15 protein-coding genes and 1 pseudogene are annotated in these 15,501 nt (G+C 74.2%); 4 read left to right on the forward strand and 12 right to left on the reverse strand.

Annotated features, from left to right (window positions below):
• Window positions 1-14: 14 nt before the first annotated feature.
• The 9 genes from IG88_RS0127275 to IG88_RS0127315 form a co-directional block, all read right to left on the reverse strand.
• The gene (locus IG88_RS0127275) at window positions 15-275 is read right to left on the reverse strand and encodes a CDGSH iron-sulfur domain-containing protein (protein WP_031046579.1); all 261 of its coding nucleotides are present in this window, start codon (window positions 273-275) and stop codon (window positions 15-17) included.
• Entirely contained in the window at window positions 256-918 is a 663-nt protein-coding gene (locus tag IG88_RS0127280; RefSeq protein ID WP_031046581.1) for a HemK2/MTQ2 family protein methyltransferase, read from the reverse strand. Before IG88_RS0127280 ends, IG88_RS0127275 begins: the two co-directional genes overlap by 20 nt.
• A gap of 12 nt (window positions 919-930) precedes the next feature.
• Complete coding sequence (locus tag IG88_RS0127285) at window positions 931-1,962, reverse strand: iron-containing redox enzyme family protein (RefSeq protein ID WP_031046585.1); 1,032 nt, start codon at window positions 1,960-1,962, stop codon at window positions 931-933.
• 55 nt (window positions 1,963-2,017) lie between these two features.
• Window positions 2,018-2,197, reverse strand: coding sequence for a hypothetical protein (locus IG88_RS0127290; protein WP_031046588.1), 180 nt, complete (start codon window positions 2,195-2,197; stop codon window positions 2,018-2,020).
• 48 nt (window positions 2,198-2,245) lie between these two features.
• Complete coding sequence (locus tag IG88_RS0127295; protein WP_031046590.1) at window positions 2,246-3,256, reverse strand: hypothetical protein; 1,011 nt, start codon at window positions 3,254-3,256, stop codon at window positions 2,246-2,248.
• A 30-nt stretch (window positions 3,257-3,286) separates the two neighbouring features.
• The gene (locus tag IG88_RS0127300; RefSeq protein ID WP_031046592.1) at window positions 3,287-6,109 is read right to left on the reverse strand and encodes an NHLP bacteriocin export ABC transporter permease/ATPase subunit; all 2,823 of its coding nucleotides are present in this window, start codon (window positions 6,107-6,109) and stop codon (window positions 3,287-3,289) included.
• A 1-nt stretch (window position 6,110) separates the two neighbouring features.
• Window positions 6,111-8,333: an NHLP family bacteriocin export ABC transporter peptidase/permease/ATPase subunit gene (locus IG88_RS0127305; RefSeq protein WP_031046594.1), complete on the reverse strand. Its 2,223-nt coding sequence runs from the start codon at window positions 8,331-8,333 to the stop codon at window positions 6,111-6,113.
• Window positions 8,330-9,136 carry an HlyD family efflux transporter periplasmic adaptor subunit gene (locus tag IG88_RS0127310; protein WP_031046598.1) on the reverse strand — a complete coding sequence of 269 codons (807 nt, stop codon included), beginning with the start codon at window positions 9,134-9,136 and terminating at the stop codon, window positions 8,330-8,332. The genes IG88_RS0127305 and IG88_RS0127310 overlap by 4 nt, the downstream gene beginning before the upstream one ends.
• Before the next feature lie 102 nt (window positions 9,137-9,238).
• Window positions 9,239-9,454: a hypothetical protein gene (locus IG88_RS0127315; protein WP_030399642.1), complete on the reverse strand. Its 216-nt coding sequence runs from the start codon at window positions 9,452-9,454 to the stop codon at window positions 9,239-9,241.
• 653 nt (window positions 9,455-10,107) lie between these two features.
• Here IG88_RS0127315 and IG88_RS0127320 point away from each other — a divergent pair.
• From IG88_RS0127320 to rfbB, 3 genes are all read left to right on the forward strand, one after another.
• Window positions 10,108-11,421: a S1 family peptidase gene (locus IG88_RS0127320; RefSeq protein ID WP_031046601.1), complete on the forward strand. Its 1,314-nt coding sequence runs from the start codon at window positions 10,108-10,110 to the stop codon at window positions 11,419-11,421.
• A gap of 314 nt (window positions 11,422-11,735) precedes the next feature.
• Window positions 11,736-12,461, forward strand: coding sequence for a GAF domain-containing protein (locus IG88_RS45330; RefSeq protein ID WP_031046604.1), 726 nt, complete (start codon window positions 11,736-11,738; stop codon window positions 12,459-12,461).
• Between the two features lie 57 nt (window positions 12,462-12,518).
• Window positions 12,519-13,493 carry a dTDP-glucose 4,6-dehydratase gene (rfbB, locus tag IG88_RS0127330; RefSeq protein WP_031046607.1) on the forward strand — a complete coding sequence of 325 codons (975 nt, stop codon included), beginning with the start codon at window positions 12,519-12,521 and terminating at the stop codon, window positions 13,491-13,493.
• A 19-nt stretch (window positions 13,494-13,512) separates the two neighbouring features.
• Here the strand turns inward: rfbB and IG88_RS0127335 are convergent, their stop codons facing one another.
• Window positions 13,513-14,094, reverse strand: coding sequence for a hydrolase (locus tag IG88_RS0127335; protein ID WP_031046609.1), 582 nt, complete (start codon window positions 14,092-14,094; stop codon window positions 13,513-13,515).
• A 133-nt stretch (window positions 14,095-14,227) separates the two neighbouring features.
• Between IG88_RS0127335 and IG88_RS0127340 the strand changes: the two genes are divergently transcribed.
• Entirely contained in the window at window positions 14,228-14,728 is a 501-nt protein-coding gene (locus IG88_RS0127340; protein ID WP_031046616.1) for a metallophosphoesterase family protein, read from the forward strand.
• A gap of 13 nt (window positions 14,729-14,741) precedes the next feature.
• Here IG88_RS0127340 and IG88_RS0127345 read toward each other — a convergent pair whose 3' ends face one another.
• Window positions 14,742-15,095 carry a hypothetical protein gene (locus IG88_RS0127345; protein WP_037836775.1) on the reverse strand — a complete coding sequence of 118 codons (354 nt, stop codon included), beginning with the start codon at window positions 15,093-15,095 and terminating at the stop codon, window positions 14,742-14,744.
• Window positions 15,092-15,501 (reverse strand): annotated as a pseudogene (locus IG88_RS41690) (cbb3-type cytochrome c oxidase subunit I); the annotation flags it as partial. The pseudogene IG88_RS41690 and the gene IG88_RS0127345, both read right to left, overlap by 4 nt.

Below are 15,501 nucleotides of genomic sequence, written 5' to 3' on the forward strand. Positions count from 1 at the left end.
GGACCGGTCCCAGGTCAGTCCTTCGGGGCCGGCCCGTCGCCGGGGCCGTCGCCCGGCCCGCCCGAACGGGCCCGGTGGCTCGTGTCGCACCAGGGGAAGCGCCGGCTGCGCCGGCACGTGCACAGGGCCACCCGGAAGCGGTCGGAGGACACCGTCGTGCCGTCCTCCAGTTCCACCTCCACCGGACCCTCCACCAGCAGCGGTCCCCGGCGCTGGACCTTGATCCGGCGGGGCGCGCCGGGCGGGCGGGGCGGCTCAGACGGGGAGTTCGGCACGGACCACCACCAGCTCCTCCTCGTACTCGGCCCCGGACAGCAGACCGCGCTGCCGCAGCCAGCGCTCCCGGCCGCGCACCACGGGACCGAACGCGATCCGCTGCCGCCGGGTGACCGCGGCCTTCAGCCCCGCCTCGCGCAGCAGCGCCTCGGTGCGCGCGGGGTCGCTGAGCGCGGACTGCACGAGCAGCAGCACCCCGCCGGGGCGCAGCAGCCCGGGCGCCTCCCGGCAGATCCGGTCCAGGACCATGCGGCCGTCGTGGCCCGCGTCCCAGGCCCGGGCGGCACCCCGCGGCCGGCGGCCGCCGGTGGGGGCGGGCACGTACGGCGGGTTGGCCAGCACCAGGTCGAACGACTCACCGCGTACGGGAGTGAAGAGGTTGCCGTGCCTCACGCGGAGGCGCACTCCGGCCCGGGCCGCGTTGAGCCGCGCGGCGCACACCGCGCGCCACGACACGTCCACCGCCGTCACCCGGCCGCCGCGCAGCGCCGCGGCCAGGGCGAGGGCGCCCGTGCCGGTGCCCACGTCGAGCACCGCCGCGCCCGGTGTGAGCGACTCGTCGGACAGCGCCCCGGCCAGCAGGGCGGTGTCCTCCTGTGGGGCGTAGACGCCCGGTAGCACCGTGAAATTCACGGACCCCAGGTACCCCGGCCGTCACGAAGTATGGGAGGTTTCCGCAGGCACGCGCGGTGGGGCCGGCAGCGGCGTGCGCAGCGAGGACCGGCCCGCCCGCCAGTGGGCCAGCAGTTCGGCGCCGAAGCGGTCCTCGAGGTGGCCGGTGGCGTCGATGCCGAAGACGACGTCCGCCGCGAGGTGCGGCTCCTGCTCCAGCAGCCCCTCGATCACCTCGTGCCGCACGATCTGCTCGTGCACCGCGTCGGCCTCCACGTGCTCGTCGTAGAAGTGCTCGGCGGCCGGTCCGGCACCGGTGCGGCGCATCGCCTCGGCGAGCCGCCGGGAACCGGGCGACGACGTGATCTCCACCGCCGCGAAGTGCCCCACCAGCGCGCCGCGCAGCGACCGGTGCAGGCCGAACAGGGACATCATGTTCACCGTGGCCAGGCAGGCGGCCGAGGCCGCGTCGAGATGGGCCCCGTACGCCGTGTCCAGGCCCAGGTCCGTCATCAGGTCGGCGAACAGACGGGCGTGCACCCGGTCGGCACGGCCGCCGCCGTACTCGTCGAACTCCACCGCCGCCATCGCCGCCTTCGAGCGGCCCCACAGCCGCGGCAGCACCCAGGCGTGCGGGTCGGCCTCCTTGAGGTGGTACAGGGAACGCTGGGCCGCGTATTCACGCAGGTGCCACAGCTCGCCCTCGTCGCGCAGGAAGTGGCTCACGCCCTCGCCGTGCACGGGTTCGACGAGCAGCGCGCCGACCGCGTCCGCCACGCTCGGGTGAACGGGGGTGTCGGCCCGCAGGGCCTCCAGGAACCGCCGCTCCAGCGCGGCCCGCACCCTGAGTAGGTCCGGGTCCCACTCCAGGCCGGGCGGGACGCCCGCGAAGCCCCGGTAGTGCAGCTCGTAGCACTGGTACAGCGCGAGTTGCAGGTCGTCGCCGTACACCGGCGCGGCGGCGACGGCCCCGGGGGCCGGCAGCGGGCCCGTCCCGCGCAGACGGGCGCCGACCGCCCCGGAGACCGGTCCCCGGGGCGTCGGCAGCGGTGGTCCTTCACGGTCGTACTCCATGCGCCGCGAGTACCCGGACGCCGCCGTGGCACCCCCGGCCGCGCGAAGCGGTGTCTCACTCGCCCTCGACGTCCCGCTGGGCGCCGGTGTCGGGGGAGGTGGCGTCGCCCGCCTCGCCCCGGTGTGCGCCCTGGTCGGACTCCGCGTCGCGGGGCCGGGCCTCTTCGGTCTCGCGCAGCACCTCCTCGACCGCGGTCCCGGGCTCCTTGTGGTCGTGCTCGCCGTTCCGGGACACCGGGTCCTCCTTCTCGCTCGTGGCGCACGGTGCGAACGCCGGGCCGGTTCAGTGGGACGCGGACGCCAGGCGCAGCGGCACCGGCGCCCGCGCCGCGGCCTCGTCGCTGTGCCGGACCATGTCGGCCCACCAGGACGGGCCGTCCTCGATGCGGCGCAGCAGGACCCCCTCCCGGATCGCCCACGGGCAGAGCGTCACCGACTCCAGACCGGTCAGCTTCATCGCCGTGTGCCCCACGACGGCGCCGGCCAGGTTCTGCGCCGAGCGCGGCGCGGAGATGCCGGGCAGCCGGGCCCGCTCGGCGGCGGACAGGGCGGCGAGCCGGTCCACCGCGTCCCCGAGGTCGCGGCAGCGCATCCGGCGCTCCGTGAACGGCCCGTGCCGCCCCGGCGGGGCACCGCACAGCCGCCCGAGCTGCTGGAAGGTCCGCGAGGTGGCCACGGCGGTCCGCGGCCCCTCCCAGCGGATCCGCGCCGCCACGTCCCGCAGTTGGTGGCGCACTCTGCGGCGCAACGCCTTGATCTGGTCCCGCGACGCCGGGTCCCGGCCGCCCGCGAGGAACTCGTGGGTCAGCCGTGCCGCCCCCAGGGGCAGCGAGGCCACGAAGCCGGGCAGCCGGCCGCGCCCGAACGCGACCTCCAGGGAGCCGCCGCCTATGTCGAGCAGCGCGAGCGGCCCGGACCGCCAGCCCATCCAGCGCCGGGCCCCGAGGAACGTCAGCTCCGCCTCCACCTCGCCCGGCAGCGTGCACAGCGGCACACCGGTGCGGGCGTGGACGGTGCGCAGCACCTCGGACCGGTTCGGCGCGGCGCGCACCACGGCGGTCGCGAAGGCCAGCGGCCCGGACGCGCCCCACCGGTCCGCGGTCCGGCTCGCGTCGGCGACCGCCTCGACGAGCCGCTCCACCGCCTCCTCCGGGACCGGGTCGCCCGGCCGGACCTGTTCCGACAGCCGCAGCCGCCACTTGGCGGTGTGCACCGGCAACGGGACCCCGCCCTCGGCGTCCGCCACCATGAGCCGGACCGTGTTCGACCCCACGTCCACCACGCTGATCCGCATGAGGGCAACACGTACCCGTTCGAGCGCCGGTCAGGCCAACTGGCGCCGCACCAGCTCGTGCAGCCGGCCTCCCGTGTCGGTGAGCAGCTCGGCCGGCGGCCCCTGCTGGGCGACCCTGCCGTCCTCCATCACGATCACCCGGTCCGCGTCCAGCACCGTGGACAGCCGGTGCGCGATCACGACTCGGGTGGCGTCGAGCGCCTTCGTGGACTCGATCACCGTGCGCTGCGTCGCGTTGTCCAGGGCGCTGGTCGCCTCGTCGAAGAAGAGGATGCGCGGGCGGCGGATCAGCGCCTGCGCGATCATCAGCCGCTGCCGCTGGCCCCCGGAGACCGCGCCGCCGCCCGACACGATGGTGTGCAGGCCCATCGGCATCCGCCTGATGTCCTCCGCGAGCCCCGCCATCTCGGCCGCCGCCATCGCCTCCTCGGGCGTGTACGGCTCGGTGCCGCGGATGACGTCCAGGATCGACCCCGTGAACGGCTGCGCGTGCTGGAGCACCACCCCGCACTGCCGGCGCACCGCCGACTGGTCCAGCGCGGCCAGGTCCTGGCCGTCGTACAGGACGCTGCCCGACAGCGGCCGGTCGAAGCCGATCAGCAGCCGCAGCAGGGTCGACTTGCCGCAGCCGCTGGGGCCGACCACCGCGACGAACTCGCCCGGACGCACCGCGAAGGAGACGTCGTCCAGGACCAGCGGACCGTCGTCGGTGTACCGGAACGACAGCCTGCGCGCCTCGACCGCCCCCGACAGCGGCCCCGGCCGGGTGCTCGCCGAGCGCACCTCGGGCGCCGCCTCCAGCACCGGCCTGATCTCCTCGAACAGCGGCAGCGCCGCCACCCCCGACACGAACGCGCCGGTCACCTGGGTGACCGAGGTCAGCAGCATCGTCACCGAGGCGTTGAAGGTGAGGAACTCGGCCGCCGACATCGAGCCGCGCGCCGGACCGGCGAGCAGCATGAACATCAGCAGCGTGCACAGCGGCAGGTACACTGCGCCCAGCACCGCGTTCAGGTTCTTGATCCGCCCCGCCCGCCGCTGCAGCTCACGGCTGTGCGCGAACCGCTCCGCCCACGCGGCGTAGGCGTAGTTCTCGGCCGCCGCCACCCGCAGCTTGGGCAGCCCGCGCAGGGTCTGGAACGCCTGGTTGTTCAGCTTGTTGGTGAGCTTGACCAGCCGCCGCTGCCAGCGCACCTGCCACAGCCCGAGTCCCAGGAAGACCCCGGCGACGACCACCAGCATGCCGATCGCCGCCAGCGCCATCGGCACGCTGAACCACAGCAGCAGGACCAGGTTCACCGCCCCGACGGTCACCGACTGTGCCACCGTCGGTCCGACCCCCGCCAGCAGCCTGCGGATCGCGCTGACGCCCATGGCCGCGCTCGCCAGCTCGCCGGTGGAGCGCTCGGTGAAGAACCTCGTCGGCAGCCGCAGCAGCCGGTCCCACACGGCGGGCTGCAGCGTCGCCTCGATCCGGCCCTCCAGACGCAGGATGGTGAGGTTCTGCAGCAGCATGAAGGCCGCCGCGACGACACTGCTCAGCATCACCGCGAGGCACACCTGGACGATCAGCCCCGTCTGCGCCTTCGGCACGAACTCGCCGAGCACCTTGCCCGTCGCGACCGGGACCAGCGCGCCGAGGCCCACCGTCACCAGACCGGCGAGCAGCAGACCGGCCAGGTCCCGGCGCGTGCCCGCCAGACAGAACCGCAGCAGCCCGAGCGGACCGGGCCGGCGCTCGGGCAGCGGCCGGTAGAACATCACCGCCCGCGGCTCGAACTCCCCGGCGTTCGCCTTGTCGACCGGCGTCCGACGACCGGTCGCCGGATGCACGGCCACATAGCCGCCGCGCCGCCACAGCAACGCCACCGGCGCCCCCGACAGGGAGCGGTGCCCGACCAGCGGCCCCACGTCCTCCCGCCACCAGCGGTCCGCCAGCCGCACCGACCTGGTCCGCACGCGCGAGGCCAGCGCGATCCGCTCCACCGGGTCGAGCCGGTCGCTCTCCGCGCTGTCGCGGGCCGGTTCGGCGAGCGGGATCCCGGCCGCGCGGGCGACCAGCCGGCAGGCCGCGTACGTCGCGTCGGCGTCGGCGGCCGTGGCGCGCCGCGCCTTCCGGCTGCCGATGGAGGCCAGCAGCGTCCGGTCCGCCTGCGCGCGCACCGCCTCACCGGCCTCGATGCCGGCCGCGGTCCGCGTCTCGTGGGTGCGTTCGAGCTGCTCGATCCAGCGGTCCAGGGTGGTCAGCAGCCGGTACTGCTGGTCGACCACGCCCTGCCACAGCGCCGGGTCCATCAGCAGGTCGGCGGCGGCCTCCTCGCCGTGGACCGCCCCGTACTGCACGCTGCCCGGCGGCACCTGGATCCAGAACACGTCGTCGTCGGTGGGGGCGCCGGTCCGTTCGCCGGCCATCGGCGCCTGGAAGAGGACGGTCAGACCCCGGCCCACGCCGAGAGCCAGGGCGTACTCCAGCGGGCTCGTCGTCGGCGGCACGTACTGCGGGTTGCCGTACGCGTCGTACGACCACGTCTGGGCGGGCGCCGGCTGGTACAGCTCGCGCAGCCCGATGCGGTGCACCACGCAGTCCCGCAGCGGGCGCGCCACCAGCGTGTGCCGCGGCCCCGCGACCGGACCCAGCAGCGCCGAACCCGCCTCCAGGCGCCCCAGGTGGTGCCAGTGGCCCTGCTCCGCGGCGTCGACCGCGAACAGGTCCACCGCGCCGGACACCACGAGCCACAGCACCTGCGGCCCCTCCAGGTCGAGCCGGTTGGACCCGGCGCAGTCGACGCGCGTGCCCAGCGCGCCGAGCGCGCCGAGAACGAGGTCGCCGTGTTCCTCCCGCACGGTCGTCATCTCAGCGCTCCCCGACCAGCGCGGCGTACGCGCCACCGCGTGCCACCAGCTCCGCGTGCCGCCCCCGCTCCACGACCGTGCCGTGCTCCAGGACGACGATCTCGTCGCTGTCCCGTACGGTGCTCAGCCGGTGCGCGATGACCACGCAGGCGCAGCCACGCCGGCGCAGGTTGTCCATGACCACCAGCTCGGTCTCCGCGTCCAGCGCGCTGGTCACCTCGTCCAGGACCAGGATGCTGGGCCGGCGCACCAGCGCCCGTGCGATCTCCAGGCGCTGGCGCTGCCCGCCGGAGAAGTTGCGGCCGTCCTGCTCGACCGGGCTGTGGACGCCGCCCGGCCTGCGCATCACCACGTCGTACAGCGCGGCGTCCCTGAGCGCCTCCACCACGGCGTCGTCGGGGATCGACGGGTCCCACAGCGCCACGTTGTCGCGCACCGAGCCCTCGAACAGGAACACGTCCTGGTCGACGAAGGACACGGAGGCCGCCAGCGCCCCGCGCGGGATGTCGTCGAGCCGCTGCCCGTCGACGCGGATCACCCCGTCCCACGGCGCGTACAGGCCCGAGATCAGCCGCGACACCGTCGACTTGCCGCTGCCCGAACCGCCCACCAGGGCCACCTGCTGCCCGGGACCGACGGTCAGGTCGAAACCGCTCAGCAGCGGCTTGTCGAGCGGGTTGTAGCCGAAGGAGACGTTCTGCAGCTCGACGTGCCCGTGCAGCCGGCGCGTCGAGCCGGAGCCGCCGGGGCGGTCGTAGAGCGGGTCGGCCCGGAAGTCCTCCACGTCCTTCAGCCGCGCCACGTCGGCAGCGAAGTCCTGGATGCGGCCCGCGACGCCGTTCAGCCGGGTCAGCGGGGCCGTGAAGCGGACCACCAGCGCCTGGAAGGCGACCAGCAGACCGACCGAGACGTGGCCCTCGACGGCCCGCATGCCGCCGATCCACAGGATCAGCGCGCTGTTCAGCGTCGCGAGCGTCGGCGCGACCACGCCCAGCCAGGCGCTCGGCACCCCGAGCCGCTGCTGTTCCTCCAGGGTGGTGGCGTGCTGCCCGGCCCACTTGCGGAAGTAGCCGTCCTCGCCGCCGGTCGCCTTCATCGTCTCGATCAGCTGCAGACCGGTGTACGCGGTGTTGGTCAGCCGCGCCGTGTCCGCCCGCAGCTTCGCCGTACGGGTCGCGCGCAGCCGGATCACGACCCGCATCGCGACGATGTTGAGCAGCGCCACCCCGATGCCGACGAAGGTGAGCTGGGGGTCGTAGGTGTACAGCAGCACGGCGTACAGGACGACCACGATCGCGTCCACGCCCGCCGCGGCCAGGTCGCGGGCCAGCGTCTCGGCGACGGCGTCGTTGGACTGCAGCCGCTGCACCAGGTCGGCGGGGCTGCGCTGGGAGAAGAAGGTCACCGGCAGCCGCAGCAGGTGCCGCAGGAACCGGGCGCTGGACAGGGTCGAGGAGACGATGCGGCCGTGCAGCAGGTTGGCCTGCTGGAGCCAGGTCAGCACCACCGTGAGCAGCACACAGGCGCCCATCGACGCGAACAGCACGCCGAGCAGCGAGGTCTGCCTCCCGATCAGGAACATGTCGATGTAGGTACGGCTCAGCGCGGGCACCGCCGCACCCACCGCCACCAGGAGGAGGCTCGCCAGCAGGGCGGCGGGCAGCGTGCCGGCGGTGCCGCGCAGCCGGGCCGGCATCGCGCCGAGCACACCGGGCCGGCGACCGCCGCGGGTGAAGTCCTCGCCGGGCTCCATGGTCAGGACGACACCTGTGAAGCTGCCGTCGAAGTCCTCCAGGGACACGAAACGCCGGCCCTTGCCGGGGTCGTTGACGAACACCCCGCGCCGTCCGAACCGGCGGCCCATGCCGTCGTAGACGACGTAGTGGTTGAACTCCCAGAACAGGATCGCCGGTGCCGCCACCTCGGCGAGCGCGGCCAGGTCCATCTGCATGCCCTTGGCGGTGAGCCCGTAACTCCGCGCCGCCTTCAGCAGGTTGCTGGCGCGCGAACCGTCGCGGGAGACCCCGCAGGCGATCCGCAGCTCCTCCAGCGGGACATGGCGGCCGTGGTGCCCGAGCACCATCGCGAGGGAGGCCGCGCCGCACTCCACGGCCTCCATCTGGAGCACGGTGGGCGTACGGACGGTCTTCGCACGGCTCTTGGGCACGCCGCGCCTCGGCGGTGCGGCACGGCGCCGGCCCCGGGTCTCCTGTGCGGCGCTCACGGCAGCAGCCAATCGACGGGACGCTGGTCGGCCAGCCGGATCGAGCCGGAGGCCAGGGTCATGGAGGTGAGCCCGAACGGCGGCCCCTCCGCTGAGGACCACGCGTAGCCGCTCTCCGTGGACGCCGAGGTCGTCAGCCGCACCGTCACGGCGACCGGTCTGCCCTCCTTGGTGAACTGCTCGCCGAGCGCCTCGTCCCCGAGGAAGGCGCCGATCGTCTGCGCGGACTGGGCCGAGCGGTCGACGGACTCCACCTCGCCGTGCAGGACGCCGTACCGCTGGGCCGGCACCGACTGCACGGTCAGGTCGACGGAGGCGTGCGCGGGGACGGCGGCGGCGTTCTCGGCGGGCACGTACACGGTGGCGTAGAGGGGGTCGTCGGCATGGGCGACCTTCTCGACGGCGGCGACGTTCGCGCCGGTGCGGATGATCTGCCCGACGGTGGCCGCGAGCGCGGTGACCCGGCCGGCGTCGACCGTGCGGACCACGCTAGCGCCCTCGGCGGTGCGGACCCTCAGCACGGGCGCGTCGGCCTCGAGCCGCTGCCCCGGCCGCGCCAGGACCGCGGTGACCTGGCCCGAGACGGGACTCTGCAGGAGGTAACTGCCCTGTCCGTGGGTGAGGACGGCGGGGGCGTCGACCGTGGAGGTCACCGAGCCGCCCACGGCCCACACGGACGCGGCGGCCATCGCGACCACGGTCACGGACAGCACCAGCCAGCCCTGGGGACGGGCGAAACGCACCGGGAGATCGAGCTCCTCCGGCGACTGGAGTTTGGAGAGGGCCTGTTGGCGGAACTGCACGGCTGACGTATCCCGGGCTGGAGGAGAACGGCCGAAGAGCGACAACGGCCGACGAGCCCCGGAGCCTGGGCGGCTCCGGGACTCGGCGACGCAGGGGCGCGATCAGAGACCGGCGACCAGGTTGGTGACCGGGGCCGTGTTCAGGCCGGTGACACCCTCGACGGTGCCGACGGCGGTGTTGAGCAGGCCCGAGACCGGGGCGACGCCGTCCACCAGGCCGGTGACGGTGCCGACGGCGTTCACGTTCAGGCCGCCGGAGACGTTGTCGAGGTCGGCGTCGGAGATCTCGACGGTCTCGACCTGGGGGGTGGAGTTCATGATGGAACTTCCCTTCGTAGAGCCATTTCACAAGGGGGGAGCGGCCCCCTCTGGGGACAGATGACGGCCGCGACCGCGGGCGCCGGACGCCCGTTTCCCGAGCTGTCCGCGGCCCCCGCGGTGCGATGGATCAAAGCACGCGGCCGGTTCGGGCTTCCAATCAACCACCCCTCCGACCAGCGCACTTGCGACGACCGGGCACCCAAGCGTGCAGGAGTACGCACCCCTTCGCGCAGACTTCTTCACACGCTGCGCGAGATCGGCTCGTACGACCCCTTGCCCGCGCGGAGGCGATTGGGGCACTCCGGGCCCAAAGGCGTACGGGGTGCCGGGGGCCTGTGCGGATGCTCCGACGGGGGTGACCGGGTTGGGCATTCGATGTGCAGATTCGCTGAAGCGGTCATTCCGCTCCCTGCTCGGCACGTTGCGTCACCGGGTGGACGCGGAGGGTGGACGTCGAGGGTGCGGTACTGGCCCGAAGTGACGTGCGGTCCCTGCGACTTCGGACCACGACGTCTGGGTGCGGCCTGCGGGGCGATCGGGCGGTCCGGATGAACGCCCCGCGCGGCCCGTGCGTACCAACAGCCGTCCAGGCGCCCCCAACAGTTGCCGGACCGGTGGGCACGGGTCCCGGTCCCAGGAGGTCGAGCAGGTTGAGTCACAAACGAATTCCCAAGCGCAGGGCCGCCGTCGCGGCGGGCGGCGTGATCGCGCTCGGCGCGGCCGCCCTCCTGCTCCCGCACGCCGACGCCGCGCAGGACGGCGGCTCGCCGGACGAGGCGGCGGCGCCCCGGACCCTCAAGGCCGCCGACGCCCCGGATCTCGCCGCACGCCTCGCCGGCCTGCTCGGCGACACCTTCGCCGGCTCCTACTACGACTCCGACGCGCGGCGGCTCGTCGTCAACGTCGTCCCCGGGGACGACGACCAGGCCGTCGTGCGGGCGAAGCGGGCGGGCGCGGAGGTCCGCGAGGTGGACAACAGCATGGGCGAACTGCGCAGCGGCGCGCGGACCCTGAAGTCCGAGGCGAACATCCCCGGCACCTCGTGGGCGATCGACCCGCGCGCCAACAGGATCCTCGTGACCGCCGACAGCACCGTCACCGGCGACCGGTGGGACCGCCTGGAGTCCGCCGTCGAGGGCCTCGGTTCCGGCATGGCGACGATCAGGAAGTCCGCCGGCACCTTCACCACCTTCGCTGCGGGCGGCGACGCGGTCTTCGGCGGCGGAGCGCGCTGCTCGCTCGGCTTCAACGTCACCGCGGGCGACGGCTCGCCCGCCTTCCTGACGGCCGGTCACTGCGGCGTCGCGGCCGCCCAGTGGTCCGACGCGCAGGGCGGACGGCCGATCGCCACCGTCGACCAGGCGGTCTTCCCCGGGCAGGGCGACTTCGCGCTCGTCAGGTACGACGACCCGGCGGCGGATGCCCCGAGCGAGGTGAACCTCGGGGACCAGACCCTGCCGATCAGCGGGGCCGCCGAGGCGACGGTCGGCCAGGAGGTCTTCCGCATGGGCAGCACGACCGGACTGGCCGACGGCCGGGTCCTCGGCCTGGACGCCACCGTCAACTATCCCGAGGGCACCGTCACCGGCCTCGTCCAGACCGACGTCTGCGCCGAGCCGGGCGACAGCGGCGGTTCCCTCTTCACCAGGGACGGCCTCGCGATCGGCCTGACCTCCGGCGGCAGCGGCGACTGCACGACCGGCGGCGAGACCTTCTTCCAGCCGGTCACCACGGCTTTGACCGCGGTCGGCGCGACCCTCGGGGGCGAGCGCGCGGGCGCGGGAGAGGCGGCGGGCGCGGGCGAGGGAGCCGACGGCGGGGAGACGGGTGCCGGAGCCGGAGCCGGAGCCGGAGCCGGAGCGGGAGCCGGAGACGTTGGTGAGGGCGCGGGTGCCGGTGCGGGGCACCCGGGTGCGCGTGGAGTGGCAGGGGACGGCTCGGGGGCCGGGGGACTGACGGGCTGACGCCGCCTCCGCCGCCCGGCCCTCGACCCGGCCGGCCCCCTGCGGCCCGGCCCTGCCTCCGGCGGGACCGGCTTTCCCTCCGGCGGGGCGTGTGCCGGCTCCCGGCGGCGGGGCGAGGCGGTGTCCCGGGTGCCCGACGGAGGCGCTCCAGGTCGGCGGGCACGTGGCGGGTGGGGATGCGTGGCCCTACGCACCGCATTGGCCGCGCACCGGGCGGGCTGCGCCCGGTGACCCGGTGGCCCCGGAGCCCCGCTCCGTCGGCCCGGCCGGCGCCCGGGACGTAGGGGCTGCGCAGATGTCCCGTAAGCGCTGTAATGGGCGACGTGGTCGAAGAGGGCACTGCGGAACGCGGATCCAGGGTGCTGCGTGCGGAGGGCGCCCTGAAGGCGGTCGCGGCCACACCGGTGCCGGGGGACCGGCAGCGCCGGTTCCTCGAACAGGCCCTGGTGTTCGCGGGCGCCTCCCTCGCCGCGCTGTACATGCCCGGGGACGACCGTGAGCTGCTCTGCCTGGCCGAGGCGGTCGGCGTGCCGCGCACCCTGTACGGCGTCCGCGACAGCTACCCCGCCGCCGGCGGCTCCCCGGTGGCGGACGCCCGCCGTGCCGGCGAGCCGGTGTGGATCGGACCGGAGGAGTTCGCCGGATCGGCGGAGTCGCGGCACGTGCCGTCGAGCGGCTTCTCGCTCGCCGTCCTTCCCGTGAGCGGGGACGGCGGCGGCTGCCTCTTCGCCCTGACCGAGCACCCGGGCGGGTTCGACGCCGAGGACCGCGCGTGCCTGGAGGCGATCGCCGAGGCGATGACCTGTCCCGCCCCGGCCGGGACCCCGCCGACTGCGGAGCAAGGGCGTGCCGCGCACGTGTGTGCCGGCCGTCGAGGACGGCGGCACCACCCGCACTCCGCCACCGGGCCTGGAGTCGAACATCGTCCGGGGCGAGGACTGAACGAGCCCCAGGGCGGCGGCACCGCCCAGCGCGCCGGCTCCGTGCCGGCGCGGAGTGTGTCCGGGGCCGCTCGCGGGGGACGAAGGGCACACCGGTAGCGTCACAGACGCCCCGCAACGCCCGCACCCCGACCGCAGCAAGGCACAGAACCGCCCATGAACATCCTGGTCACCGGCGCCGCCGGCTTCATCGGCTCCCGGTACGTGCGCACTCTCCTGGCCGCCGAGGGGCCCGGCGCACCGCGTATCACCGTCCTGGACGCCCTCACCTACGCGGGTACCACCGCCAACCTCGACCTCGGCCACCCCCGGCTGGAGTTCGTGCACGGCGACATCCGCGACGCGGCGCTCGTCGACCGGCTGACGGCCGGGGCCGACCAGGTCGTGCACTTCGCCGCCGAGTCCCACGTGGACCGCTCGATCCAGGCCGCGTCCGACTTCGTCCTCACCAACGTCGCCGGCACCCAGAACCTGCTGGACGCCGCCCTGCGCCACGGCGTGGGGCCCTTCGTGCACGTCTCCACCGACGAGGTCTACGGCTCCGTGGCGTCCGGCGCGGCGACCGAGGAGCATCCGCTGCGGCCGAGTTCTCCGTACTCCGCCTCGAAGGCGTCGGGCGATCTGCTGGCCCTGTCGTACCACCGCACCCACGGCCTGGACGTACGGGTGACCCGGTGCTCCAACAACTACGGCCCGCACCAGTTCCCCGAGAAGCTCGTACCGCTGTTCGTCACCCACCTGCTGGACGGCCGCCGGGTCCCGCTGTACGGGGACGGGCGCAACGTCCGCGACTGGCTGCACGTCGACGACCACTGCCGGGGCGTCGACCTCGTGCGCACCCGGGGCCGGGCGGGGGAGGTCTACAACATCGGCGGCGGCACCGAGTTGAGCAACCGTGAACTCACCGGCCTGCTCCTGGACGCCTGCGGGGCGGGCCCCGACCGGGTGGTCCACGTCGCGGACCGCAAGGGTCACGACCTGCGTTACGCGGTCGACTGGAGCAAGGCCCGCGAGGAACTGGGCTATCGGCCCCGGCGCGACTTCACGGCCGGACTGGCCGAGACCGTCGCCTGGTACCGGGACAACAGGGCCTGGTGGGAGCCGCTCAAGCGGCGCACGGACGTGGGCTGACGGGCGGCTGTCCGGCCGGTCAGCCGTGCGTCTTGGCGAGCAGGTCCAGGATCTCCCGCGTCGTACCGGTCTCGCCCAGGCGCGGGAAGATCCGCTCGACGCTGCCGCGGTGCGCCTCGGTGCTCATGTCGCTCATCGCGTCGGTGGCGAGCGTGACGTGGTAGCCGTGCTCGTGGGCGGCGCGGGCGGTGGACTCCACGCCGATGCTGGTGGCGATGCCTGTCAGCACGATCTGGGTGACGCCGCGGCGGCGCAGCATGACGTCGAGCCCGGTGCCGTGGAAGGCGCCCCAGTTGCGCTTGGTGACGGTGATGTCGCCGGGGTGCCCGGCCAGTTCGCCGACGACGACGTCCCAGCCCTCGGGCCGCGGACCGCCGGCCCCGGCCTCCGTACGGCCGGGCACGGCGTCCGCGCCGTCGGCGGCGAAGGAGACCCGGACCAGCACCACGGGCAGCCCCCGGGCCCGGAACGCGTCGGCCAGTTCGGCGCTGCGGGCGACGACCTCGGCACCGGAGTAGGGCTCGGTCGGCGCGGCGACGATACCGGCCTGGAGATCGATCACGACAAGGGCGGTGCGCGGGTCGAGGGCGGTGACGGCCATGGGGTGGTGCCTCTCAGATGCTGCTCGGACGGTGCGGGGATCGCCGGCCGGCGCCCGCTCCCACGGTAAATTCGACAGGTAAGACTGTCCAGGTGAGACTGCACAGTTTTACCTGTCGATTAAACTGGAGGCCGTGCGTCTGCTGATCACGTCCGACACCCACCTGCCCAAGCGGGCCAGGGAACTCCCGGCGCCGCTGCTGGCGGAACTGCCGCACGCCGACGTCGTCCTGCACGCGGGCGACTGGGTCGACACGGCCACCCTCGACCTGCTGGAGAGCCGCAGCCGCCGGCTCGTCGGGGTGTACGGCAACAACGACGGCCCCGCCCTGCGCGCCAGACTGCCCGAGGTGGCCCGGGCCGACCTCGGTGGCCTGCGCTTCGGCGTCGTGCACGAGACCGGCGCCGCACAGGGACGCGAGGCCCGCTGCGCCGCCCGCTTCCCCGACCTCGACGTCCTGGTCTTCGGACACAGCCACATCCCCTGGGACACCACCGCCGCCACCGGCCTGCGCCTGCTCAACCCGGGCTCGCCCACCGACCGCCGCCGTCAGCCGTACCACACGTACATGACCGCCACGGTCACCGACGGCCGCCTCGCGGACGTCGCACTGCACCGACTGCCCCCGCGCTGAGGCGACGCGCCGGCTACCCCCGTACCAGGACCAGGACACCCACGTACCCGAGCACCGCGCACGCCCCCACCAGACAGCCGGCCAGCAGCCGTCGCCGCAGTGTGCGGTAGCGCGCCTCGTAGTCCGCGCGCAGTTGCCCGGCGCGTTCGGCGGTGCGCTGCCAGGAGCGCCGGGCCAGGACGAGGTACTCGGCCTCGAAGCGTTCCTCCACCTCCCGGCGCCGGTCGTCGCCCAGCCAGTCGAACGGCGCGGTGAAGCGCGCGGCGGCCGTACGCCCCTCCTCGCGGGTCGCGGCGAGGAGCAGATGACCCTCGATCTCGTCGATCAGCCCCCGGACGGCAGCGGGACGGTGCTCCCGGCCGGTCACCGGAGGGTCAGCTCCCGCTCCGCGCCGGCCGCGGGGGAGTGGTGCAGGTCGAAGGCGGGGGATTCACTGCGGATGCGCGGCAGGGTGCGGAAGTTGTGGCGCGGCGGCGGGCAGGGGGTCGCCCACTCCAGCGAACGGCCGTAGCCCCACGGGTCGTCCACCTCGACCTTCTTGCCGTACTTGGCGGTCTTCCAGATGTTGTAGAAGAACGGCAGTGCCGTTCGTCCCCAGCCAGTGCTGGACCAGGAACGTGCCGTGGAAGCCGGTGAACAGCGTCCAGAAGGTGATCTTGCCGAGGCGTTCGTCCAGCATCTTGCCGGTGAACTTGGGCCACCAGAAGTGGAATCCGGCGAACATCGCGAACACGACGGTGCCGAACACCACGTAGTGGAAGTGCGCCACCACG

The organism is Streptomyces sp. NRRL F-5650 (assembly GCF_000721365.1).
Taxonomy (GTDB): domain Bacteria; phylum Actinomycetota; class Actinomycetes; order Streptomycetales; family Streptomycetaceae; genus Streptomyces; species Streptomyces ardesiacus.